Origin of the sequence: Amycolatopsis sp. w19, from assembly GCF_051373225.1 — a bacterium.
GTDB classification, from domain to species: Bacteria; Actinomycetota; Actinomycetes; order Mycobacteriales; family Pseudonocardiaceae; genus Amycolatopsis; species Amycolatopsis japonica.
The window spans coordinates 18,997-40,804 of record NZ_JBPQFM010000008.1 but is presented as its reverse complement, the minus strand read 5'-3'; the positions used below and the strand labels follow the sequence as shown (position 1 = coordinate 40,804).

The 21,808-nt window shown below is 68.9% G+C and carries 19 protein-coding genes; 13 read left to right on the top strand and 6 right to left on the bottom strand.

Annotated features, from left to right (window positions below; translation table 11 throughout):
* Nucleotides 1-2: 2 nt before the first annotated feature.
* Complete coding sequence (locus ACSMFO_RS17815; protein ID WP_038508893.1) at nt 3-794, bottom strand: DUF3105 domain-containing protein; 792 nt, start codon at nt 792-794, stop codon at nt 3-5.
* Between the two features lie 203 nt (nt 795-997).
* Between ACSMFO_RS17815 and argS the strand changes: the two genes are divergently transcribed.
* The 6 genes from argS (at nt 998) to rho (ending at nt 9,745) form a co-directional block, all read left to right on the top strand.
* Nucleotides 998-2,653 carry an arginine--tRNA ligase gene (argS, locus tag ACSMFO_RS17810; RefSeq protein ID WP_038508895.1) on the top strand — a complete coding sequence of 552 codons (1,656 nt, stop codon included), beginning with the start codon at nt 998-1,000 and terminating at the stop codon, nt 2,651-2,653.
* Between the two features lie 6 nt (nt 2,654-2,659).
* Nucleotides 2,660-4,093 (top strand): diaminopimelate decarboxylase, encoded by a 1,434-nt coding sequence (gene lysA / locus ACSMFO_RS17805; protein ID WP_038508897.1) that lies wholly within the window; start codon nt 2,660-2,662, stop codon nt 4,091-4,093.
* Between the two features lie 3 nt (nt 4,094-4,096).
* On the top strand, nt 4,097-5,407 hold the full coding sequence (locus ACSMFO_RS17800; RefSeq protein ID WP_350585070.1) for a homoserine dehydrogenase: 1,311 nt from the start codon (nt 4,097-4,099) through the stop codon (nt 5,405-5,407).
* On the top strand, nt 5,404-6,465 hold the full coding sequence (gene thrC / locus ACSMFO_RS17795) for a threonine synthase (RefSeq protein WP_038508901.1): 1,062 nt from the start codon (nt 5,404-5,406) through the stop codon (nt 6,463-6,465). The genes ACSMFO_RS17800 and thrC overlap by 4 nt, the downstream gene beginning before the upstream one ends.
* Nucleotides 6,462-7,343, top strand: a complete 882-nt coding sequence (thrB, locus tag ACSMFO_RS17790) for a homoserine kinase (protein ID WP_436459643.1) — start codon at nt 6,462-6,464, stop codon at nt 7,341-7,343. Before thrC ends, thrB begins: the two co-directional genes overlap by 4 nt.
* Before the next feature lie 419 nt (nt 7,344-7,762).
* Nucleotides 7,763-9,745 (top strand): transcription termination factor Rho, encoded by a 1,983-nt coding sequence (rho, locus tag ACSMFO_RS17785; protein ID WP_436459641.1) that lies wholly within the window; start codon nt 7,763-7,765, stop codon nt 9,743-9,745.
* A 257-nt stretch (nt 9,746-10,002) separates the two neighbouring features.
* Here rho and ACSMFO_RS17780 read toward each other — a convergent pair whose 3' ends face one another.
* Nucleotides 10,003-10,548, bottom strand: a complete 546-nt coding sequence (locus tag ACSMFO_RS17780; protein WP_038508908.1) for a hypothetical protein — start codon at nt 10,546-10,548, stop codon at nt 10,003-10,005.
* A gap of 223 nt (nt 10,549-10,771) precedes the next feature.
* Here ACSMFO_RS17780 and rpmE point away from each other — a divergent pair, with 223 nt between their 5' ends.
* The gene (rpmE, locus tag ACSMFO_RS17775; RefSeq protein WP_007028345.1) at nt 10,772-10,999 is read left to right on the top strand and encodes a 50S ribosomal protein L31; all 228 of its coding nucleotides are present in this window, start codon (nt 10,772-10,774) and stop codon (nt 10,997-10,999) included.
* A 95-nt stretch (nt 11,000-11,094) separates the two neighbouring features.
* On the top strand, nt 11,095-12,165 hold the full coding sequence (gene prfA / locus ACSMFO_RS17770) for a peptide chain release factor 1 (RefSeq protein WP_037341383.1): 1,071 nt from the start codon (nt 11,095-11,097) through the stop codon (nt 12,163-12,165).
* A gap of 11 nt (nt 12,166-12,176) precedes the next feature.
* On the opposite strand, the gene ACSMFO_RS17765 is transcribed toward prfA, so the two are convergent.
* Together ACSMFO_RS17765 and ACSMFO_RS17760 are read right to left on the bottom strand one after the other, a co-directional pair.
* Nucleotides 12,177-12,665: a hypothetical protein gene (locus ACSMFO_RS17765; protein ID WP_436459638.1), complete on the bottom strand. Its 489-nt coding sequence runs from the start codon at nt 12,663-12,665 to the stop codon at nt 12,177-12,179.
* 39 nt (nt 12,666-12,704) lie between these two features.
* Nucleotides 12,705-13,442 carry a hypothetical protein gene (locus tag ACSMFO_RS17760; RefSeq protein ID WP_436459636.1) on the bottom strand — a complete coding sequence of 246 codons (738 nt, stop codon included), beginning with the start codon at nt 13,440-13,442 and terminating at the stop codon, nt 12,705-12,707.
* 144 nt (nt 13,443-13,586) lie between these two features.
* Here ACSMFO_RS17760 and ACSMFO_RS17755 point away from each other — a divergent pair, with 144 nt between their 5' ends.
* Nucleotides 13,587-14,807 (top strand): hypothetical protein, encoded by a 1,221-nt coding sequence (locus ACSMFO_RS17755; protein ID WP_436459634.1) that lies wholly within the window; start codon nt 13,587-13,589, stop codon nt 14,805-14,807.
* 504 nt (nt 14,808-15,311) lie between these two features.
* Here ACSMFO_RS17755 and wsfD read toward each other — a convergent pair.
* Together wsfD and ACSMFO_RS17745 are read right to left on the bottom strand one after the other, a co-directional pair.
* Nucleotides 15,312-16,745 (bottom strand): glycan biosynthesis hexose transferase WsfD, encoded by a 1,434-nt coding sequence (gene wsfD / locus ACSMFO_RS17750; protein ID WP_436459632.1) that lies wholly within the window; start codon nt 16,743-16,745, stop codon nt 15,312-15,314.
* 31 nt (nt 16,746-16,776) lie between these two features.
* Nucleotides 16,777-17,562 carry an alpha/beta fold hydrolase gene (locus tag ACSMFO_RS17745; protein ID WP_436459630.1) on the bottom strand — a complete coding sequence of 262 codons (786 nt, stop codon included), beginning with the start codon at nt 17,560-17,562 and terminating at the stop codon, nt 16,777-16,779.
* A 59-nt stretch (nt 17,563-17,621) separates the two neighbouring features.
* Between ACSMFO_RS17745 and ACSMFO_RS17740 the strand changes: the two genes are divergently transcribed.
* The 4 genes from ACSMFO_RS17740 to ACSMFO_RS17725 all read left to right on the top strand — a co-directional run bounded on the left by ACSMFO_RS17740 (nt 17,622) and on the right by ACSMFO_RS17725 (nt 21,661).
* Complete coding sequence (locus ACSMFO_RS17740) at nt 17,622-17,969, top strand: MerR family transcriptional regulator (protein WP_378429176.1); 348 nt, start codon at nt 17,622-17,624, stop codon at nt 17,967-17,969.
* A 7-nt stretch (nt 17,970-17,976) separates the two neighbouring features.
* Complete coding sequence (locus tag ACSMFO_RS17735; protein WP_436459627.1) at nt 17,977-18,525, top strand: HD domain-containing protein; 549 nt, start codon at nt 17,977-17,979, stop codon at nt 18,523-18,525.
* Nucleotides 18,526-18,609: 84 nt separating this feature from the next.
* On the top strand, nt 18,610-19,476 hold the full coding sequence (gene prmC, locus ACSMFO_RS17730; RefSeq protein WP_350580400.1) for a peptide chain release factor N(5)-glutamine methyltransferase: 867 nt from the start codon (nt 18,610-18,612) through the stop codon (nt 19,474-19,476).
* A gap of 199 nt (nt 19,477-19,675) precedes the next feature.
* Nucleotides 19,676-21,661 (top strand): M6 family metalloprotease domain-containing protein, encoded by a 1,986-nt coding sequence (locus ACSMFO_RS17725; protein WP_436459625.1) that lies wholly within the window; start codon nt 19,676-19,678, stop codon nt 21,659-21,661.
* The last annotated feature ends 147 nt before the right edge of the window (nt 21,662-21,808 follow it).

The following is a 21,808-nucleotide window of genomic DNA, read 5'->3' as shown; positions in this document are numbered from 1 at the left end:
CACTACTTGCTCGCGGGCGCCGAGGGCTGGGTGGCGGGCGCGGACGGCTGACCGGCGCCGGGCTGGTCCGGCTGGGTGCCCGCGCTGCCCTTGTAGTCCATCGGCTTCGCGTCCGGCCCCGGCGGGGTCGGGTCGAAGTCGCCCGGCTCGATCTGCGCGTCGCAGGTGGCGTCACGCTCGGGGTACGCGCCGTACGGGTTGGTGCGCAGGGCGGCGATGAACTGGTCGATCCGCTCGTCGGAGGCGGAGTCCAGCTTCAGCTGGTGGCCCCAGGACTGCACGGAGATCGGCTTGTCCAGGTTCGGGTACGGCGACATCACCGTGTACGGCTTGCCCTCGACGCGGACCCGCAGCAGCTCCAGCGCGTCGCCGGAGATCTGCGCCGGGTTGTAGGCGATCCAGACCGCGCCGTGCTCGAGACCGTGGACCATGTTCTCGTTGCGGACGGCCTTCTCGTAGACGACGCCGTTGCACGCGGCCCAGGCCTGGTCGTGCGGGCCACCGAAGGGCGGGGTCTTGTCGTAGGCGACGCGCTCGGCGGCGCTGACGTGCACGGAGCCCTCGTAGGTGGCCGTGGTCACGCCGGCGATCCGCTTCGACGGGTCCGGGTCCTGCTGAGAGGGGGCGAAGGCGGCCGCGGCCTCTTCGCGGGTCTTCTGCTCACGCTTGGGCGCCGAAGCGACCATGTAATAGGTGACCACCGAGGCAGCCAGGACGACGATCGCGACGACGGCGATGATCGTGCCCCAGGGCGTGCCCTTCTTGGACACGACGGAACTACGGGCGGCCTTCATCGCGTTCTTCGACGACGCGCCCTTTTTTCTGGTTGTCCCGTTAGCCATGGCTCCTGCGTTCTCCGAAGGGGGTGGTCCCTGCGCGGGCCAGTGTAGAGACCGCGCGTCTGATCACCGTGAACAGTTCGAAGATCACCGGCTTGGCTCACACCTTCCGGCGGTCGCTGCGAAGCCCGGACCAGGTCACACCTAGAATTCCGCGAGTGACTCCCGCAGCTCTCGCCGACCTGGTCCGTAACTCCGCCGTGCAGGTTCTCACCGCGCGCGGCCTCGACGATTCCGTGCTGCCGGAGAAGGTGACGATCGAGCGTCCCCGCAATCCCGAGCACGGTGATTACGCGACCAACCTGGCGTTGCAGGTGGCCAAGAAGGCGGGCATGAAGCCCCGTGACTTCGCCGACGCGCTGGCCGAGGCGCTCTCGGCCACCGACGGCATCGACTCGGCCGAGGTCGCCGGGCCGGGCTTCCTCAACCTGCGGCTCGCCGCCGACGCGCAGGGCCAGATCGTCCAGCAGGTGCTCGACGCCGGGGAGAAGTACGGCCTCGGCGACGCTCTGGCGGGCGTCAAGATCAACCTCGAGTTCGTTTCGGCGAATCCGACCGGCCCGATCCACCTCGGCGGCACCCGCTGGGCCGCGGTCGGCGACGCGCTGGGCCGCGTGCTGTCCGCGCAGGGCGGCCTGGTCACCCGGGAGTACTACTTCAACGACCACGGCGCGCAGATCGACCGCTTCGTCCGCTCGCTGATCGCCGCCGCCAAGGGCGAGCCCGCCCCCGAGGACGGCTACGCGGGCGGCTACATCAACGACATCGCCGCCGAGGTCATCCGCCAGGAGCCGAGCGCGCTGTCGCTGCCCGACGACGAGCGGGCCGAGACCTTCCGCCGGGTCGGCATCGAGCTGATGTTCACCGAGATCAAACAGAGCCTGCACGATTTCGGCACCGATTTCGACGTCTACTTCCACGAGAACTCGCTGCACGAGTCCGGCGCCGTGGCGACCTCGGTCCAGCAGTTGAAGGACTCCGGGAACCTGTACTTCGAAGACGGCGCCTGGTGGCTCAAGTCCAAGGAGCACGGCGACGACAAGGACCGCGTCGTCATCAAGAAGGACGGCAACCCGGCCTACATCGCCGGTGACCTCGCCTACTTCCAGGACAAGCGCAAGCGCGGTTTCGACCTGTGCATCTACATGCTCGGCGCGGACCACCACGGCTACATCGCCCGGCTCAAGGCCGCGGCGGCCGCCTTCGGTGACGACCCGGCCGTCGTCGAGGTGCTGATCGGCCAGATGGTCAACCTGGTCTCCGAGGGCAAACCGGTCCGGATGAGCAAGCGCGCCGGCACCGTGATCACCATGGAGGACCTCGTCGGCACCGTCGGCGTGGACGCCGCCCGCTACGAGCTGATCCGCTACTCCGTCGATTCCACTTTGGACATCGACCTGGACCTGCTGCGCAAGCACTCCAACGACAACCCGGTCTACTACGTCCAGTATGCCCACGCGCGGCTGGCCTCGTTGCAGCGCAACGCTTCCGACCTCGGACTGAAATCCGATGGCGAAGTCGACTTCGGCCTGCTTACGCTGCCCGCCGAGGGCGATCTGATCCGCACGATCGGCGAATTCCCGACCGTCCTCCGCCGGGCCGCACAGCTGCGCGAACCGCACCGCGTCGCCCGGTACCTCGAAGAGCTCGCCGGCGCGTACCACAAGTTCTACACGGTCGGCCGTGTTCTTCCCCAGGGCGACGAGGAGGCCACCCCCCTCACGTTCGCCCGGCTCGCGCTGTGCCAGGCCGCCCGCCAGGTGCTGGCGAACGGCCTCAACGTGCTCGGTGTCTCTGCTCCGGAACGGATGTAAAAGCAAATGGCTCACCCCGCGGGCCCCCGCCACGCCGACGTCTACCCCCACGCCGACGCCTCCGGTTTCCCGCCGTCGAGTCCGGAAGAACTCGACAGGCTGTACCCGAAAGTCTGGCCCCGCAACACTTTCCGGGGCGGTGACGGCGTCGTCCGCATCGCGGGTGTCGACGTCCGCGAACTCGCCGAGAAGTACGGCACGCCGCTGTTCGTCGTCGACGAGGCCGACTTCAAGTCCCGGTGCGCCGACTACGCCGAGGCGTTCGACGACCCGGCGCTCGTGCACTACGCGTCCAAGGCGTTCCTGTCCATCGAGATCGCCCGCTGGGTGGCCGAACAGGGGCTGAGCCTGGACGTCTGCAGCGGCGGCGAACTCGCCGTGGCGCAGCGCGCGAACTTCCCGGCCGAGCGGATCACCTTCCACGGCAACAACAAGGCGCTGTCGGAACTGGAAGCCGCGGTCGAAGCCGGCGTCGGCACGGTCGTGGTCGACTCCTACTACGAGATCGCGCGGCTGGCCGACGTCGCCGCCCGGCACGACATCGTGCAGAACGTCCTCATCCGGGTCACCGTCGGCGTCGAGGCGCATACGCACGAATTCATCGCGACCGCCCACGAGGACCAGAAGTTCGGTTTCTCGCTGGCCTCCGGTGACGCGGCCGAGGCCGTGCGCCGCGTGCTCAACGCGCCGTCGCTCAAGCTGATCGGCCTGCACAGCCACATCGGTTCGCAGATCTTCGACGCCGACGGTTTCGAGGTCGCGGCCCGCCGCGTGGTCGGCCTGCTGGCCGAACTCGGCAAGGAACACGGCCCCGAACTGCTCGACCAGCTGTCGATCGTCGACCTCGGCGGTGGTTTCGGTATCGCCTACACCGACAAGGACAACCCGCCGCCGCCCGCGCAGATGATCACGCAGATCCGCGAGATCGTCCGCAAGGAATGCGAGTACGCGGGCCTTCCGGTGCCGAAGATCGCCGGCGAGCCCGGCCGCGCCATCGCCGGTCCCGGCACGATCACGCTGTACGAGGTCGGCACCATCAAGGACGTCTCGCTCGGCGACAAGGCCGCCCGGCGTTACGTCAGCGTCGACGGCGGGATGAGCGACAACATCCGCACCGCCCTCTACGACGCGGTGTACGACTGCCGTCTCGTATCCCGGTCGGCCGACGACGACGGGGACGGCCAGGTGGGTGCCGCGCTGTCCCGGGTCGTGGGAAAACACTGTGAGTCCGGCGACATCGTCGTCCGTGACTGCTGGCTCCCCGACACCCTTGCTCCCGGCGACCTGCTCGCCGTGGCGGCCACCGGGGCGTACTGCTACTCGATGGCCAGCGGGTACAACCGGCAGCCGCGGCCCGCGGTGGTGGCCGTGCGCAACGGCAGCGCCCGCGTGCTGCTGCGGCGGGAGACGACGGACGACATGCTGCGCCTGGAGGTCTAGCAAGTGTCTACTGTGGACGGACGCGTGATCAGGGTCGCCCTGCTGGGCTGCGGGACGGTCGGCGGCGAGGTGGTCCGGCTGCTCACCGAGCAGGCCGGGGAGCTCGCCGCCAGGGCGGGCGCCAGGGTGGAGCTGGCGGGTATCGCGGTGCGGCGCCCCGACAAGCACCCCGAGCTGCCGCCGGAGCTGGTGACCTCCGACGTGACGAAGCTCGTGACCTCGCCGGACGTCGACGTCGTCGTCGAACTGGTCGGCGGCATCGAACCGGTGCGGCAGTGGCTGCTCGACGCGCTCAAGGCCGGGAAATCCGTTGTCACGGCGAACAAAGCGCTCCTGGCCGAGCATTCCGCGGAGCTGTTCGAGGCCGCCGATGCGGCAGGCGTCGACCTCTATTTCGAAGCGGCCGTGGCCGGGGCGATCCCGCTGCTGCGCCCGCTGCGCGAATCGATGGCCGGTGACCGCATCACCCGCGTGATGGGCATCGTCAACGGCACCACCAACTACATCCTCTCCGCGATGGACTCCACCGGCGCCGGCTACGCGGAAACGCTCGAAGAGGCCAGCAGGCTCGGATACGCCGAGGCGGATCCGACGGCCGACGTCGACGGCTACGACGCGGCGTCCAAGGCCGCGATCCTCGCCTCGCTCGCGTTCCACACCCGGGTGACCGCGTCCGACGTGCACCGCGAGGGCATCGCCGACGTCACCGCCTCGGATCTCGCCGCGGCGAACGTGCTGGGCCGCACGGTGAAACTGCTCGCCATCTGCGAGCGCGTCACTGCCGACGACGGCACCGAATCCGTTTCGGCACGCGTGCATCCGGTGATGATCCCGCGCGGCCACCAGCTCGCCGGGGTCGGCGGCGCGTACAACGCCGTCTACGTCGAGGCCGACGCCGCCGGTGAGCTCATGTTCTACGGTCAGGGCGCCGGTGGCGCGCCGACCGCGAGTGCCGTGCTCGGCGACCTCGTCGCGGTGGCTCGAAACCGGGTCGTCGGCGGCCGTGGCCCGCGCGAATCCGCGCATGCCGCGCTCCCGGTCAGGCCGATGGGCCAGACGCCGACGCGGTACCACGTCAGTCTCGACGTGGCCGATCGAGCGGGCGTCCTCGCCCAGGTGGCCCAGGCGTTCGCCGGGCACGGTGTCAGCATCGCCGCCGTGCGCCAGCGCGACGCGAACGACACGGCCAGCCTGGTCGTGGTCACCCACCTGGCGCCGGACGCGGCATTGCGGTCCACTGTGGACGACATTGCCGAACTCGATGTGGTGAACCAGGTCGTCAGTGTGATGCGTGTGGAAGGCGAAGACCAGTGATTCCCCAACCATGGCCAGGAATCATCCAGGCTTATCCCGACCGGATCCCGGTCCCGTCCGGCGCGAAGGTGATCACGCTCGGCGAAGGCAACACCCCGCTGCTGCCCGCGCCGCACCTCTCGGAACTGACCGGCTGCGAGGTCCACCTCAAGGTCGAAGGCGCGAACCCGACCGGGTCGTTCAAGGACCGCGGGATGACCGTGGCCATCACGCACGCGCTCGCCAGCGGGCTCAAGGCGGTCATCTGCGCCTCCACCGGCAACACGTCGGCCTCGGCCGCGGCGTACGCGGCCCGCGCCGGGCTCACCTGCGCGGTGCTCGTCCCGCAGGGCAAGATCGCGATGGGCAAACTCGCCCAGGCCGTCCTGCACGGCGCGCGGATCCTGCAGGTGGACGGCAACTTCGACGACTGCCTCGAACTGGCGCAGAAGACCGCGATCGACTACCCGGTGACCTTGGTCAACTCGGTCAACCCGGTGCGTATCGCCGGCCAGAAATCGGCCGCGTTCGAGATCTGCGACGTGCTCGGCCGGGCACCGGACATCCACTGCCTGCCGGTCGGCAACGCGGGCAACATCACCGCCTACTGGGCCGGATATTCCGAGTACGCGGGCGACGGTGTGGTGAAGAACACCCCGCGCATGTTCGGTTTCCAGGCGGCGGGTGCCGCGCCGCTCGTGCACGGCGAGCCGGTGGCCGATCCGGACACGATCGCGACCGCGATCCGCATCGGCAGCCCCGCGTCCTGGGACGGCGCGATGAAGGCGAAGAACGCCTCCGCCGGGCTGTTCGAGGCGATCACCGACGAGAAGATCCTCGAGGCGTACCGGCTGCTGGCCCGCAAGGAAGGCGTGTTCGTCGAGCCCGCCTCGGCGACCAGCGTCGCGGGCCTGCTCGCCACGGCCGCCGACGGCCGCCTGCCCAAGGGCTCGACCGTTGTGTGCACCGTCACGGGACACGGCCTGAAGGATCCGGCCACGGCGCTGGAGGGCAACGTCGAGGTCGAGCCGCTCGCCGTCGACCCGACCGCCGTCGCCGCCGCGCTGGACCTGCGATGACCCTGCTCAAGATCAAGGTCCCGGCGTCTTCGGCGAACCTCGGCCCGGGGTTCGACGCGCTCGGCCTGGCGCTCGCGCTGTACGACCGCGTCGAACTCCAGATCACCGACGCCGGGCTCAAGATCGAGGTGACCGACGTCGGCGCGGGCGGCGTGGACGACGTCCCGACCGACGAATCGCACCTGGTCGTGCGGGCCTTCCGGCGCGGTTGCGAGCACCTCGGTCTCCGGCCGCCCGGCGTGCACCTGCGCTGTTTCAACGCCATCCCGCACGCCCGCGGCCTCGGCTCGTCCGCGTCCGCCGTGGTGACGGGGGTCGCGGCGGCGTACGCACTGGCTGAGAAGCCGCTGGACGACGACGCCCTGCAGCTGGCGGCCGAGTTCGAGGGGCACGCCGACAACGCCGCGGCGAGCCTGCTGGGCGGCTTCGTGGTGGCGTGGAACGAGGGCGAGCGGTTCCGCGCCGAACGGCTCCAGCCGCATCACGACATCCGGCCCGTGGTCGCCGTCCCGGCGCTGCGGTCCTCGACCGACGCCACCCGCGGGCTGCTTCCCGACCAGGTTCCACACGCCGACGCGGCGTTCACGGCCGGTCGCGCGGCGCTCGCGGTGCACGCGCTGACCGCGCGCCCCGACCTGTTGCTCTCCGCGACCGAAGATCGGCTCCATCAGCATTACCGGGCGTCCGCGTACCCGGCGAGCAGCGAATTGGTGCGCGCGCTGCGCGCCGAAGGGGTGGCCGCGGCCATCTCCGGGGCCGGTCCGACGGTGCTCGCGCTGACGACCGAGGGAATACTCCCGGCGGGCGTCGACGTTACGTCTTTCGACGTCACCGAGCTGCCGATCGATCCGGGCGGCGTTCAGGTTGCGGCTCAGTAAAGCCTCGGTCACATGCCGGAGCCCCGCCCCGCCACGCGGGGGGTGGTTGTTGCACCGGACCGTGGCGCGGTCTACCCTCGGGGGCGTTCGATCACCGTGCGTTTCCGCACCCGGTGCCGGCCCAGGTGACCAGTGTCATCCTTGGCCCGCATCCTTCGTTGATCCGCCAGTTCCGTACACCGCCTGGCAAGCGGGGAGTAGCGGATGGACGCAGGCGGGTTCCCGGTTCCGGCGGTGCCGAATTCCGCTTCCTCCGTTTGGAGGACGCAAATCCCTGTGCTGGAGGCCTTCTAGCTGTGTTCAACACGGCCGAGGAGCTGATCGCCCGTATCGGGGGCCAATTACGCCGTTTCGCAATCGGACGCGAGCGGCGGTCCGCTGATCCACCTGGAGGCGTGGATCGGTCAGGAAGGACATTTGTGAGCAACACCGATCTTTTGAGCGACGTCGAAGGTGGCGCCGCCGAGTCGAACGGCGTCGTCGCTCCCAAGCGCACGGTCGGCGGATTGACCGGCAAGACCGTCGCCGAACTGCGCTCGATCGCTGGGGACCTTGGCATCGGCGAGACGACGGGCATGCGCAAGGGCGATCTGATCGCGGCCATCCGCGAGCGCCAGGGCAAGACCAAGCGCAAGACCCCCGCCGCGGCGAGCGAAACGCTTCCGCTCGAGGGGATCGACGCACCGCGCAAGGCCCCGAAGGCCGAAGCGCCCAAGACCGAGGCCCCGAAGCAGGAGGCCCCGAAGGCGGAAGCCGCTCCGGCCGAGGCTCCTCGTGCGGAGAAGGCCGAGAAGGTTTCGGAGAACGGCTCCGCGCCCGCCGCCGAGCGGCCCGCGCAGCAGGACAACGGGGCGTCGCAGGACGGCCAGCCGCAGCAGGAAGAGGGCGGCCGCAGCCGTCGTCGTCGCGGCTCCAACCGTGCCGCGGGTTCGCCCGAGCAGGGCGGCCAGCAGCGTGACCGGGGTGACCGCAACGAGCGCGGCGACCGGGGTGACCGGGGTGACCGCAACGAGCGGGGAGACCGCGGCGACCAGGGCGGCAACCGTCAGGGCAACCGCGACGGCCGTGGCCAGGACAACCGCCAGCGCAACCAGCAGGGCGGCGGCCAGGACAACAGCCAGCGCCAGGGCCAGGGCCCGCAGGGTGACGACGACGAGGAAGGCGGCCGTCGCGGCCGTCGCTTCCGCGACCGTCGCCGCCGGGGTTCCGGCGGTGGCCGCGAACAGGGCGGTTCGCCCGACACCGAGATCCGCGAGGACGACGTCCTGCTGCCCGTCGCGGGCATCCTGGACGTGCTCGACAACTACGCGTTCGTGCGTACCTCGGGCTACCTCGCCGGGCCGAACGACGTGTACGTCTCGCTTTCGCTGGTCCGCAAGTACGGCCTGCGCCGCGGTGACGCCATCACCGGTGTCGTGCGCCAGCCGCGTGACGGCGAGCAGCAGCGGCAGAAGTTCAACCCGCTGGTGCGCGTCGACTCGATCAACGGTCTGGAGCCGGACGAGTCCAAGCGTCGTCCGGAGTTCACCAAGCTGACCCCGCTGTACCCGAACGAGCGGCTGCGCCTCGAGACCGAGCCGCACAAGCTCACGACCCGCGTCATCGACCTGGTGATGCCGGTCGGCAAGGGGCAGCGTGCCCTGATCGTGTCGCCGCCGAAGGCCGGCAAGACGACGATCATGCAGGACATCGCGAACGCGATCTCGACGAACAACCCCGAGTGCCACCTGATGGTCGTGCTCGTGGACGAACGTCCCGAAGAGGTCACCGACATGCAGCGGTCGGTGAAGGGTGAGGTCATCGCCTCGACCTTCGACCGCCCGCCGTCCGACCACACCTCGGTCGCGGAGCTGGCCATCGAGCGGGCGAAGCGCCTGGTCGAGATGGGCCACGACGTCGTCGTGCTGCTCGACTCGATCACCCGCCTCGGCCGTGCGTACAACCTGGCGGCCCCGGCGTCCGGCCGGATCCTCTCCGGTGGTGTCGACTCGACGGCGCTGTTCCCGCCGAAGCGGTTCCTCGGCGCGGCGCGCAACATCGAGAACGGCGGCTCGCTGACGATCTTCGCCACGACGATGGTCGAGACCGGTTCCACCGGTGACACGGTCATCTTCGAAGAGTTCAAGGGCACCGCGAACGCGGACCTCAAGCTCGACCGGAAGATCGCCGAGCGGCGCGTGTTCCCCGCGGTGGACATCAACCCGTCCGGTACCCGCAAGGAAGACCTGCTGCTTTCGCCGGACGAGCTCGCGGTCACCCACAAGCTGCACCGGGTGCTGCACGCGCTGGACTCGCAGCAGGCCATCGACCTGCTGATCTCGCGTCTGCGCAAGACGAAGACCAACATCGAGTTCCTCATGCAGGTCTCGAAGACGGCCCTCGGCTCGAACGACGACGACTGAGCTTCGGCCTAGTACATGAAGGCCCCCTTCCTTGCGCCAGGCGCAAGGAAGGGGGCCTTCATGTACTTCCGGCGAAGTCGTTTCGCCCTGTTCAGAGGCGCAACCGAACGCTGGCTGGCCCTCGTGAGTGGTGATCGGGGTGAGATGGGCGATCACTCGTGATCAGGCGGCGATCACTCGTGATCAGAGACGGATCTCGCGTGATCAGACGGCGTTCACGCGCTGTCGGGGCGCCTTAGCTCACGAGAGCCGAGGGCTCAGCGGTGCGGAACGGCCGCGGGGGTCCAGCCGCGGTAGTTGTTGAAGTAGTGCACGCTCGACGCGTGGCCGATCTTGCCGCCGATGCTGGAGGCGTAGATCCCGCCGGAGCCGTCGGCGATGCCGACGTGACCCCACTGGCTGATGTTCCAGTAGACGAACGAGCCCTTCGGCGGCGTCCCGGTCGTGTGCTTCGGGCTCGCGCCGTTCCAGTGCGCGTTGGCCGAGGCCCAGACACCGGTCGTCCCGTACGCGTTCTCGACGGCCTTCTCGCAGAGGCCCTGGTACGCGGTCGAGCCGGCGTGGTTCTTGAACCACTGGACGGCGCCGGCGGGCGTGCCGTCGCCGGCGCCCTGGATGGCCAGGTCGCCCTCGGGCACGGTGGTGAACGTCCCCGCGGCCGGGTTGATGTCGGCGGCGGTGATGGTGGCGCCCGCTTCGGGGGCGGCCGGAGCGGCCCCGGCGACCGGAGCCACGGCGAGGGCCGCGATGGCCAGCGCGGCGACGGACGCCGGCTTCGCCACCTTGGCGAGGATGGTGCGCATGATCAGTACCTCCTGTTGAGGAATTACCAACAACGAGGACGGTCTCGTGATCAAGTACAAATTTCGTACAACTCAACGTCGATAGTTGATAACTCAACGTGGTGGAATATGCCGGAGGTGGGGTGCGTTGACGCCACTGCCAGCACATCTGGCAAAATCACCCGCTGAAGTCCGGCACCGGTTCACCCCGCTCGGGGACCCGGGGCCAACGAGAGAGGACACCATGAAAAGCGGTATTCACCCCGAGTACGTCGTCACGCACGTGAACTGTGACTGTGGCAACGAATTCACCACGCGCAGCACCAAGACCTCCGGCAACCTCCACGTCGAGATCTGCTCGAACTGCCACCCGTTCTACACCGGCAAGCAGAAGCTCATGGACACCGGCGGCCGCGTCGCGCGCTTCGAGGCTCGCTACGGCAAGCGCAAGAAGGCCGAAGACGCCAAGTAGCTTGAACGACGGCGCCCACCCGCATGTCCGGGTGGGCGCCGTTTTCTTTGGTGTTACAGCCTTGGTTTTGTCAGGGTTCGTTGAGAGGTGGAGTGGTGGATTCGAGTTCGCTGAAGGGTCTGCTCGAAGAGCACGCCCAGCTGGAAGAGCAGCTGGCCGACCCGTCCGTGCACGCCGACCAGGCGCGCGCCCGCAAGCTCGGCCGCCGGTACGCGGAGCTGAGCCCGGTCGTCAAGACGGTCCGTGAGCTCGACACCGCCCGCGACGACCTCGAGACGGCGAAGGAACTGGCCGCGGAAGACGCCGCTTTCGCGGCCGAGGCCGAGGAGATCTCCGCCAAGATCCCCGTGCTCGAGGCCAAGCTCACCGAACTGCTCCTGCCGCGCGACCCGTACGACGGCTCCGACGTGGTCATGGAGATCAAATCGGGTGAAGGCGGCGAGGAGTCGGCGCTGTTCGCCGGCGACCTGCTGCGCATGTACCTGCGCTACGCCGAGCGTCACGGCTGGAAGGCCGAGGTCCTCGACTCGGTCGACTCGGATCTCGGCGGCTTCAAGGACGTCACCGTGTCCATCAAGAGCCGTTCGGCCGAGGCCGACGGCGTCTGGGCGCGGCTGAAGTTCGAGGGCGGGGTGCACCGCGTGCAGCGCGTGCCCGCCACCGAATCGCAGGGCCGCATCCACACCTCCGCCTCGGGCGTGCTCATCTACCCCGAACCCGAGGACGTCGAGGTCGAGATCGACCCCAACGACCTGCGGATCGACGTCTACCGTTCGTCCGGCCCCGGCGGCCAGAGCGTGAACACGACCGACTCGGCCGTGCGGATCACGCATATCCCCACCGGCGTGGTCGTCTCGTGCCAGAACGAGAAGTCGCAGATCCAGAACCGCGCCCGCGCCCTGCAGGTGCTCCAGGCCCGCCTCCAGGCGATCGCCGAGGAGGAGGCCGCCGCGAAGGCGTCGGACGCGCGCCGTTCGCAGGTCCGCACCGTCGACCGCTCCGAGCGGGTCCGCACGTACAACTTCGCCGAGAACCGCATCGCCGACCACCGGGTGAACTACAAGGCGTACAACCTGGACCAGGTCCTCGACGGCGACCTCGACGGCGTGCTGGACGCGCTCATCACCGCGGACCGCGAGGAGCGGCTCGCCGCCCACGCGGGCTGATCCGCGCCGTCCTAAGGAATCTCGAAGTTCTTGGAAACCGACAGTAAATAGTCGCCTGGCCGTACTCCCAGGTTCTTTTCGTCGAATCTGCTGAACAGCGCCGTCACCGCTGTGCCGGCGACACGAATCACGGACTGGCGATCGATGAGGTACGGCTCTTCGATCGAGTACCCGACATGGGCATCGTCGAGGGCGGCCCGGAACTCGTGTTTGGTCACGGTCGACTCGTGCGGCCCGCCCTTGGGTGTCAAAGGTGACGGCACGGAAAAGGTGTGCCCTGGCCATGTTTCGAGTTTGATGGACGAAACCCGGTCGCGGATGACGTCCAAATACAGGCTGTCCCAGCGGTAGGGATATCCATCGGCTTTGCCGCCGAGCAGACGGATCGCCGGATGGGGATGACCCGGACCCAGCACGGCGGAGGCCGCTGCCAACGTCATACCGCCGTGGATCGGCCCGACGCGGCCGGTGCCGGCGAACTCGATCAGCAGGTCCATCATGCCGCGATATTAGCCAGCCGGGGCCGAGCTCTCGGGGTATCAGCCCGGCTCGGTGTAGAACGGATCGTCCTCCAGCGCGGTGTGGATCGCCCGGACGGACATGCTCACGTGCGAAAGCCTGTCGGTCACCTCGTGCGTCACCCGGCTGAGCGCCTCCTCGCCGCTTTCCCCGGCGAGAGCGGGAAAAGCCGATAACAGCACCGCTTCGCAAGGGCCCGCGTCCGTGCTGATCCGGACCAGCGACGCCGAAAGGTCGGTCGCGGTGCGGCCGCACAGGTCCACGGCCAGCCGCAGGTCGCCGGTGGGGACGTAGAGATGCACTCGTGAAATGACATCGGTTTCCGCGCGCGGGGTGAAATCGTGCCTGGTGACGTACGCGGGTTCGCGGGGATCGGTGCCGCCGACGGACGCCATCAGCGAATAGAGTGTGAATCCGTCGGCCGGAGTGTCATAGGCGTCGTAGCTTCCGTATTGGCCGGTCTCCGGCGTGCCGTGGATTTCGAATAATTCCGCATTCAGACCGAAGTGAAAAAGCGCGGGTACCGCGGCCCGATGCAGTGTTTCGGCGGGATCTTCGCCGTCGGCCGGAGGCGTGCGATAGCCGACGGAGACCAGGTATCCCGTCCAGCCGCCTTCCGGGTCCGCCCGGCAGATCTCCAGTTCGGTGGCCTCGAACTCGCCGATGAGACGTTCGCCCAGCGCGGCGGCCGCGGCGAAATCCTCGGTTTCGATATTCGCCGATATCCGCGTGACGACCGTCGTTTCCCGGAGATCCATGACTGTTTCTTGAGCCCTTCGGCGCGTACAGGTTCGTTCAGCCTACGGGTGGCGGGGAGCGGCGTCCGATCGGGCCTGTCGTCGATTCCCCGCTTCCGCTACGGTCCCTGGTCGATAAGGGGAACCCGTCCCGGGAGAACACGAATGGAAAGATCGTTTCCGGCGGCCCGGAAACGTGTTCCGCGAGCTCTCGTTCTCGTCGCCGGAACGGGACTGCTGAGCGCGGCCGTCGTCGCGAGGATCGGCCGGTTCGGGTTCAACCCGACCGACCAGGGCTTCGTGCTCGTCCAGGTGTGGCGCGTCCTGCACGGCGAGATCCCGCAGGTCGATTTCCTCGGGCCGAGGCCGTTCGGTTCGGCCTATCTGCATCTGCTCGATCATCTCGTCCCCGCGCCGCTGATGATCGGCTCGGGTTTCGTGATGATGGTGCAGCTGACCGTCGCCACCGTCGCCCTCGCCGCGTTCCTGACCGGGACCTCGCCGCTGGACTGGGGCCCGACGCGGCTCGGGCTGGTCTTCACCGCCGTTCTGGTCGGCCTGAACACGTATCCGGTGATGGCCTGGCACACCGTCGACGGTGTCTTCCTGGTCGCGGTCGGCTGGTGGCTGCTCGACGGCGGGCTGCGTTCGGGCTCGCGATGGCGGCGTCTGTCCGGCCTGTTCTGCCTCGGGTTCGCGGTGATCGTCAAGCAGAGTTTCCTGTTCGCGGTCCCGATCGGGGTGCTGATCCTGCTGTTCCACCCCGCCGCGCCGCCGAGAAAGGTGCCGCGTCTGCTGGGTGACCTTCTGATGCTCGGCGCGGCGCCGTCGCTGTACTTCGGCATGGTCACCGCCGCCGGAGGACTGCGGTCGGCGATCGCGCAGCTCTCCAGCGGCACTCAGACCTGGGGTGAAGGCCTTTTCCGGTTCTGGACGGCGGAATTCGCTGGCCGGGCGGACCCGCGGACGTATTTCGTCCCAGTGCTGCTCGGGATATGCGTGCTGGCCGTGGCGTGGTCGGCCCGCGACCAGTTCGGCGAGCCGGGCCGATGGCTCCGTGGCGCGACGGGATCGTGGCGGTCGTGGTGTTCGTCGTGGTCGACGGCGGATTCGAGCACGCGGGCGGCTGGCCGGTCACCCTGCTGTGGCTCTTCCTGGCCGCCGCCGTGCTCGACACCGTCGTCCGAAGACGGTTGCCCTGGCGGTACCTGGCGATCGCCGCGCTCGGCTGGATGGCCAGCCTGTCCTGGGGCTACCCGCTTCCCGGCCTGCTGGCCGGGATCTTCGCGCTGGGAGTGCTGGAAGCGGTGCCGCCGCCGCGTCCGTCCGAGTCCGCGGGCGGGGTCTTCGCCGCGGCCGCGTTCGTGCTCGCCGGGCTGCTGCTGATGTCCGCGCACGACAAGGCGCCGTACGCGGACCGGCCGCAGGGCGAACTGACGAAGGATCTGGGGGACATCGCCCCGGCGCTGCGCGGCGTCCGCACGAATCCCAGCGTGTACACCTACGTCGCCCAGATCCGGGGCTGCCTCGACCGTTATCCGGCGTCGAAGGTCGCGGTCCTGCCGGACAATCCGTTCGTCGCCCCGGTTTTCGGGGTCCGCAACCCGTTCCCGCTGGACTGGCCGTTGCCGATGGAACTGACCGGAGACAGTCCGGAAAGGATGGTCGCTGCGGCGGAAAACCTTGACCGCGAAGGGGATTACCTCGTGCTCTTCCAGACGGTGAAAGCCGTTTCGCTGACCGCGGGCGCCCCCGTCCCTGAAGCCGTCGGCCCGGACACGCGGACGATCGCTTACACCGGCGTGGAAAAGCGGATCCAGGACGAGCTCGCGGGAGCCAGGGTCGCGTGCGGCAGCTTCGCCGGATTCTGGGAACCGGCGCGTTGATGCCTCAGGCGGAGAGGGAGGCCGTCTCCGGCTCGCGTTCCTCGGCCGCGGGCCGTTCTTCCTTGCGCTTCGGCAGGAACGAGAGCGCGGCGAAGGCGGCGGCGAGCAGGGTCGGGTAGATCGTCAGCTGCTGGTGCTTGACGTTCTCGATGCCTTCCGCGAGGCCGGACACCAGGATCTGGCCCATCGCGAAGAGCAGGAACATGAGCACCACGACGCCGACGTCGCGGCGTCCGGTGCGGTTCCGGAAGGCGCGGAGGCCCGCCCACCCGATGAGCAGCCAGATCGGCAGCAGGGCGAACAACCCCAGCGGCGCGAGCCAGCCGGTGATCCCGGACAGGACCGGGATCCGGTACTCCTTGGCGAGCGGCGGCTGCCCGGCGTGCTCACCGAAGCTGCCGAGGTTCGGCACCCGCGCGGTCAACGTCTCCTGCGCGGACCGGTGCAGCATCTCGACCACGCGCACCGGGTGGTCCAGGTAGTACTGGGCGACGTTGCGGCGGCTGATCTTGTCGCGGTACTTCGCGTACTCGGGGTCGCGCCAGGCCGCGTTCGCGCTCCACCAGCCCGTGCCGACGTACTTCGCGAACTCGGGCGGGAGGCCCAGCGCGGCGAGGTCGCCGGTGGTGTCGTGTTTCCCGTCCACGATCCCGTTGAACACGACGTGGTACATGTTGGCCTCGCGGTACTCCGCGTTGGCCGAGTCGCCCGCCCCCTGCACCAGCGCGGTACCGGTGCCGACGACGGCGAGCACGGCCAGCGGTAGCGCCCACCGGGCCAGGCCGCGGCTGCCCTGCGGCCGGACGAACAGCAGCGCGAGCGCGAACAGCGGGATCAGCAGCAGCGTCTGCGACTTCGCGTTGATCCCGATCATCGCGCCGAGCACGGTGACCGCGGCGCCGGTGTAACGCCACGGCCCGGTGCGGTGCATGAGCAGGAGCCCGCCGGCGAGCAGGAGCATCCCGACGAAGGCGGCGCCCTCGCTCAGCACGGAGGCGAAGTACCCGAAGAAGGCCGAGTCCGCCGCGACCAGCAGCAGCGCGGCCGTGGCGATGACGCTGTTCCGGACCGAAAGGCGCAGGCCGACGACGATCGCGGCGATCCCGCCGGCGACCAGCAGACAGCCCAGCACACCCAGTACCAGCAGGTTCAGGATCGCGGACGAGCCGAGCAGCTGCCCGATCTCGCTGGCGATCTTGTCGATCCAGCTCTGGCTGGAGATGTACTCGCTGTTGCAGGCCGGGGCGGGGCCGTAGGAGAAGCGGACGAAGTATTCCGAAGGCCGGTCGAGCTCGCGGGCGCCGAGCCGGCACAGAATGCGCCAGCCGTCGCCGTTGTCCGCCATGCCGATCGGACGTGGCACCAGGAAACGGACGAGGAGCACCCCGAGCGCGGCGAAAAACACGCCCAGGGTCAGTCGGATTTCCCGGATCTTCACCCGCGTCACCTTAGAAGATTCCGCAGGGTGATCAGTTCGTACCCTCTCCAACACTTGCGGAGAGGAACTTCTGGATCACGCCGAGCCATTCGTCGCGGGCCTCGACGCCGATACCGTGCCCGGACTCGATCTCGACCAGTTCGGCGCCGGGGATCCCGGCCGCGAGTTCGCGGGAGTGGGCGGGCGGGGCGAGCCCGTCGAGCGTCGTGGCGATGACGAGGGTGGGGACCGAGATCCCGGCCAGTTCGGCCCGGGTGTCGACGCTCGCGACGAGGCCGACGTGTTCGGGGCTGCCCTCCGGGATGAATCCGGCGAGGCCTTCGATGGCGGCTTCGAGTTCCGAAGGTGAGAGCGCGTTCAGGTGCTTTTCGCCGGTGGCGGCGAAGGTGAGGAACTTCGCCAGCAGCTTCCGGTCGCCGCCCAGCAGTTCGCGCCAGATGTCGACGGCCAGCAGGAGCCGGTTGTCCGGTTTCGTGAACCCGGCGGTCAGGATGAGCCCGGTGACCCGATCGGGGTGCCGGGTGGCCGCGCGGACGGCGACTCCGGTGCCGAGCGAGTAGCCGAGGATCGCGAAGCGTTCGAGACCGGCGTCGACGGCGATGGAGACCAGTTCGTCCGCGACGGTGTCGAGGTCCAGCGGCTCGCTGCTGCGCGGCGTGGCCCCGGAGCCGGGGTAGTCGGGGCCGACGACGGTGTGGGTGCGGGCGAGGTCGTCGAGGATGCTCCCGAAGTTGCCCTCGACGCTGCCGCCACCACCGTGGGCGAGCAGCAGGCCGGGACCGGAACCGCGGACGACGTGCGCGAAATGATTCGTCATGCCGGCGACGTTAGGTACTGACATCGATGTGAAGGTCAAACTCGGATGACGGGGGTCACATGCTGATCGGCGAGCTGTCCCGGCGGACCGGCGTGAGCCAGCGGCTGCTGCGCTACTACGAGGAGCAGGGGCTGCTGGTTTCGCGGCGCGATTCCAACTGCTACCGCACCTTCGACGACGACGCGGTCACCACGGTGCGGCAGATCCGCGCGCTCCTCGCGGCCGGGCTGAGCACGCACGTCATCGCGAAAATGCTGCCGTGCGCGAACGGTGAACTGCCGGAACTGGACATGTGCCCCACGGTCGTGGCGGAGATCCGGCGCGAACTGGCCGAAATGGACGACCGCATCGACACGCTCAGGCAGCGGCGCGGGACACTGGCCGGATATCTCACCGTCGACGCGTAGGAGAACTGTGGAAGCCCTGGCCAGATTCGGATTCGAACTGGGTGTGCTCAAGCGGATCCGGCGGGCCGGATGGTGGCAGGCGGGCGTCCGCGATCCCGAATCGGTGGCCGAGCACACCACGCGGGTCGCGCAGCTGGCCGGCCTCCTCGCGGCCGAGGGCGGCGCGGACCCGGCGAGGGCGGCGTACCTCGCGCTCTGGCACGACACGCAGGAGACGCGGACCGGCGATCTCCCGCACACGATCAAGGGTTTCGTCGAGAAGCCGGATCCGCGGGCGATCACCGCCGCGCAGACGTCGGCCCTGCCCGGCGCCGCGCGTGACTCGGTGCGTGACGCCGTCGACGAGTACGAGTCCGCCGAAAGCCCTGAAGCGCTCTACGCACGCGACGCGGACAAGCTCGAAATGCTGCTTCAGGCCGTCGAGTACCGCGACATCGGTGTACGGAACGTGGACGAATGGATCGCTTCGGCGACGAAGAGCCTTCAGACCGACCTCGCGCGGCGGGTGGCGGAAGCGGCGCTGACGTTGTCTTCGCTCTCGTGGCGGGCGCGCTGAAAGGAATCGATACCCTGAGCCCGCGTGTATCGACCCCGGCACGCGTGCCTCGTGTGTCAGGCTTGACTCTGTGAAGGAACACCAGTGAACCGGCAGCCGTTGCGCCTCGCCATCATGGAAGCGACCCGCATCCTCACCGAGGCCGGAGTGGCGTCACCGCGTTCGGACGCGGAACTGATCGCCTCCCACGTCCTCGGCGTCGAACGCGGCCGCCTGCCGATGGTGCCGCTGGTGGACCCCCCGGTCATCGACGCGATCGGCCAGCTCGTGAACCAGCGGGCCAAACGGATCCCGCTGCAGTACCTCACCGGCTGGGCGGCGCTCGGCGACGTCACGGTCAATGTCGGCGCCGGCGTCTTCGTCCCGCGCCCGGAGACCGAACTGCTCCTGGAATGGGGCCTCAAACTGCTGCACGGGCGCGAGTACCCGGTGGTGGTCGACCTGTGCACCGGCTCCGGCGCGCTGGCGCTGGCCGTGCAGCACGCGCGGCCGGACGCGGTCGTCTACGCCGTCGACATCGACGCGCAGGCGCTCGCGTGGGCGCGGCACAACGCCGACGTCCACGCCGACGCGGGGGACACGCCCATCCGGCTGTACTCCGGCGACGTGGCGGACAGCACGATGTTCGCCGAACTCGACGGGCTCGTCGACCTGGTCCTGTGCAACCCGCCGTACGTACCGGAAGGCACACCGGTGCCGGCGGAGGTCGCCGAGCACGACCCGCCGCGGGCGGTGTTCGCGGAGGAGAGCGGGCTGGCGGTGATCCGGCACGCGATCGCGGCCGCCGCGCGCCTGCTGCGGCCCACCGGCGGGATGGCGATCGAGCACGACGACACGCACGGTTCCGCCGTCCCGGCGCTCGTGCGGGCGCGGCGGGTGCTCACGGACGTGCAAGGTCACCTCGACCTCGCCGGACGCCCGCGTTTCGTGACCGCCCTGCGCGTCTCCTGACTCCCCGCGTTTCGTCCTCTGGATGCGGTAGTTCGTGGTGCGAACCACCGCATCCAGAGGACGAAACGCGGGACGGAGCAGGGCGTTGGGCCGGATAGTTAGCGAGACTCACGACTTCCGGCGGTGCCAAGGACAAAGCCCACCTCCTAACGTCGATCACGGCCGCCTCATCGGCGGTCCGACTGGGAGGTGTACCCCGATGCGATCGTCTCTCCGACGAGCCCCACTCAGAACACTCGCCGTCCTCGCCACCGTCGCGCTACTGCCGGGTCTGGTCGCCCAGCCCGCGTCCGCCGCGGCGCCGGTCCGAGGCTGGCCCGCCGCGATCGACGGGTCGACCTGGGAGAACCAGGACCACATGACGTGGGACGACTACCGCAAACCGCCCGGCACCAACTGGGCCGATCCGGCGCTGAAGCCGACCAAGCGGATGTTCAAGGGTGCCGTGGTGCTCGCGGACTACCCGGATCAGGAATTCGCCGTCACGCAGCCCCCGCGTTCGACGGTGTTCGGCAACCCCGGCCCCGCCGCGAGCGACATCCCCCGCGCGGAGGTCGCGAAGTTCTACCAGGACTTCCTCAACAAGCCCCAGGCGCTCAACCAGGGCCACACGATCAACGAGTACTGGATGGAGGACTCCGGCGGCAGGCTGGGCGTCGAACTGACCGCGTTCGGCCCGTACCGCCTGCCCGGCAAGTCCTTCGAATACGGCATGGAGTTCCAGCCCGACGCGTGTCCGCCGGGCGCGAACTGCAAACGTGACCTGCGCGCCGACGCGGGCGCCGCCTGGCGGGCCGACGTGGGCGACGTGTCCAAGCAGTTCGACTTCGTCTTCTATCTTTCCGCCGGTCAGGACGAGAGCTCGACCTGGCAGGAATTCGGCGTGATGAAGTTCGGCGAAAAGGAGAACGTCCCCGACGCGTTCGGCCCCGGCGTCGCCGGGATGCCGAACGCCGCGTCCACCCGCTACGTCCCGTGGACGTCGTGGAAATCCGCGGCGAGCATCTGGCCGAACGCGGTCACCGGCTCCTCGACCCAGGCGGAAAGCTCGGGCCAGGGCGTCTACGCGCACGAGTTCAGCCACATCCTCGGCATCGGGGACAATTACAACAATCCCTTCGGAAACCCGCCGTCCCGTACCTACACCGGGCCGTGGGAAATGATGTCGCGCGGCAGTTTCAACGGCCCCGGCGGACCGCACACCCGCTGGCAGATCCCGGCGACACAGGGCGGCTCGATGGGCTCGCACCACATGCTGCGCACCAAGATGAAGCTGGACATCATCGACCCCGAAGACGTCCTGAAGCTCGACCGGAACCAGCTCGCCAAGACCGGCCCGGTTTCGGCAAGGATCACGGCGCGTTCGGTCCTGCCGGGACAGGGCGCCTACAGCGGTATCAACATCGCGCTCACCGGCGGGGACCTTTCGCCGAAATGCGATCGCTCGAAGGATCCGTTCTGCGACGGCGGCGGCTACAACAATTACACCGTCGAGGTCGTCGACCGGATGGGCAGCGATTCCTTCGCCCCCGATTCCGGAGTCCTCATCGCGAAGACGAAGAACCAGGACAACGCGCCGTTCGAATGGATCGTGGACGCGAACCCGGCCGACATCGGCATGACCGACTACAAGAAGCCGGACGGCACCCCGGTGCCGATCCCGATCGGCGACTACCGCCAGCTCAACGACGCCGCGTTCAAGGCGGGCACCGGCTCCGCGAGCAAGTACGAGTACACCGACGAGGCGAACAGGCTGAAGTTCCTCGTCTCCGACGTCGAGCGCGACCGCAAGGGCGTGCTGTCCTACGTCATCACGGTGGCTTCGCTCGACGGCTCCGGCTCGCAGGCCAGGGGCGTTTCGCTGTGGCCGTCCGCCCCGGCGTTCGCCAAGCAGGGGCTCGCGAGCTGCTCGTTCCCGGTGATCAACACGGGCAACGCGAAGGGCGCGGCGGCGCCGTTCAACACCGACACCTACCGCCTGAGCGCGTCCACCAGCGCGAAGGGCTGGGAAGTGCGGCTGCCGAACGAGCTGTCCACCGTCCCGTTCGGCGGGCGGTCTTCGGCGACCGCGCACGCCAAGCGGGCCGCGGGCGGTGACCACGTCGCGCACATCAAGCTGACGGCGACGTCGATCGCGGACCCGGCGAAGACGGCGACGTCGGTCTGTACCGCTTTCGCCTTCTGACGGTCGCTCCGCATGCCATGAAAGGTCCTTTCCTTGCAAAATTTGCAAGGAAAGGACCTTTCATGGCGCGGGCGTGGCTCATGAGTGACGATTCGGGTTCTGGCGGCGAGTGGGGAGGATTGGGGACGTCCAGCGTCCGAAATCCTC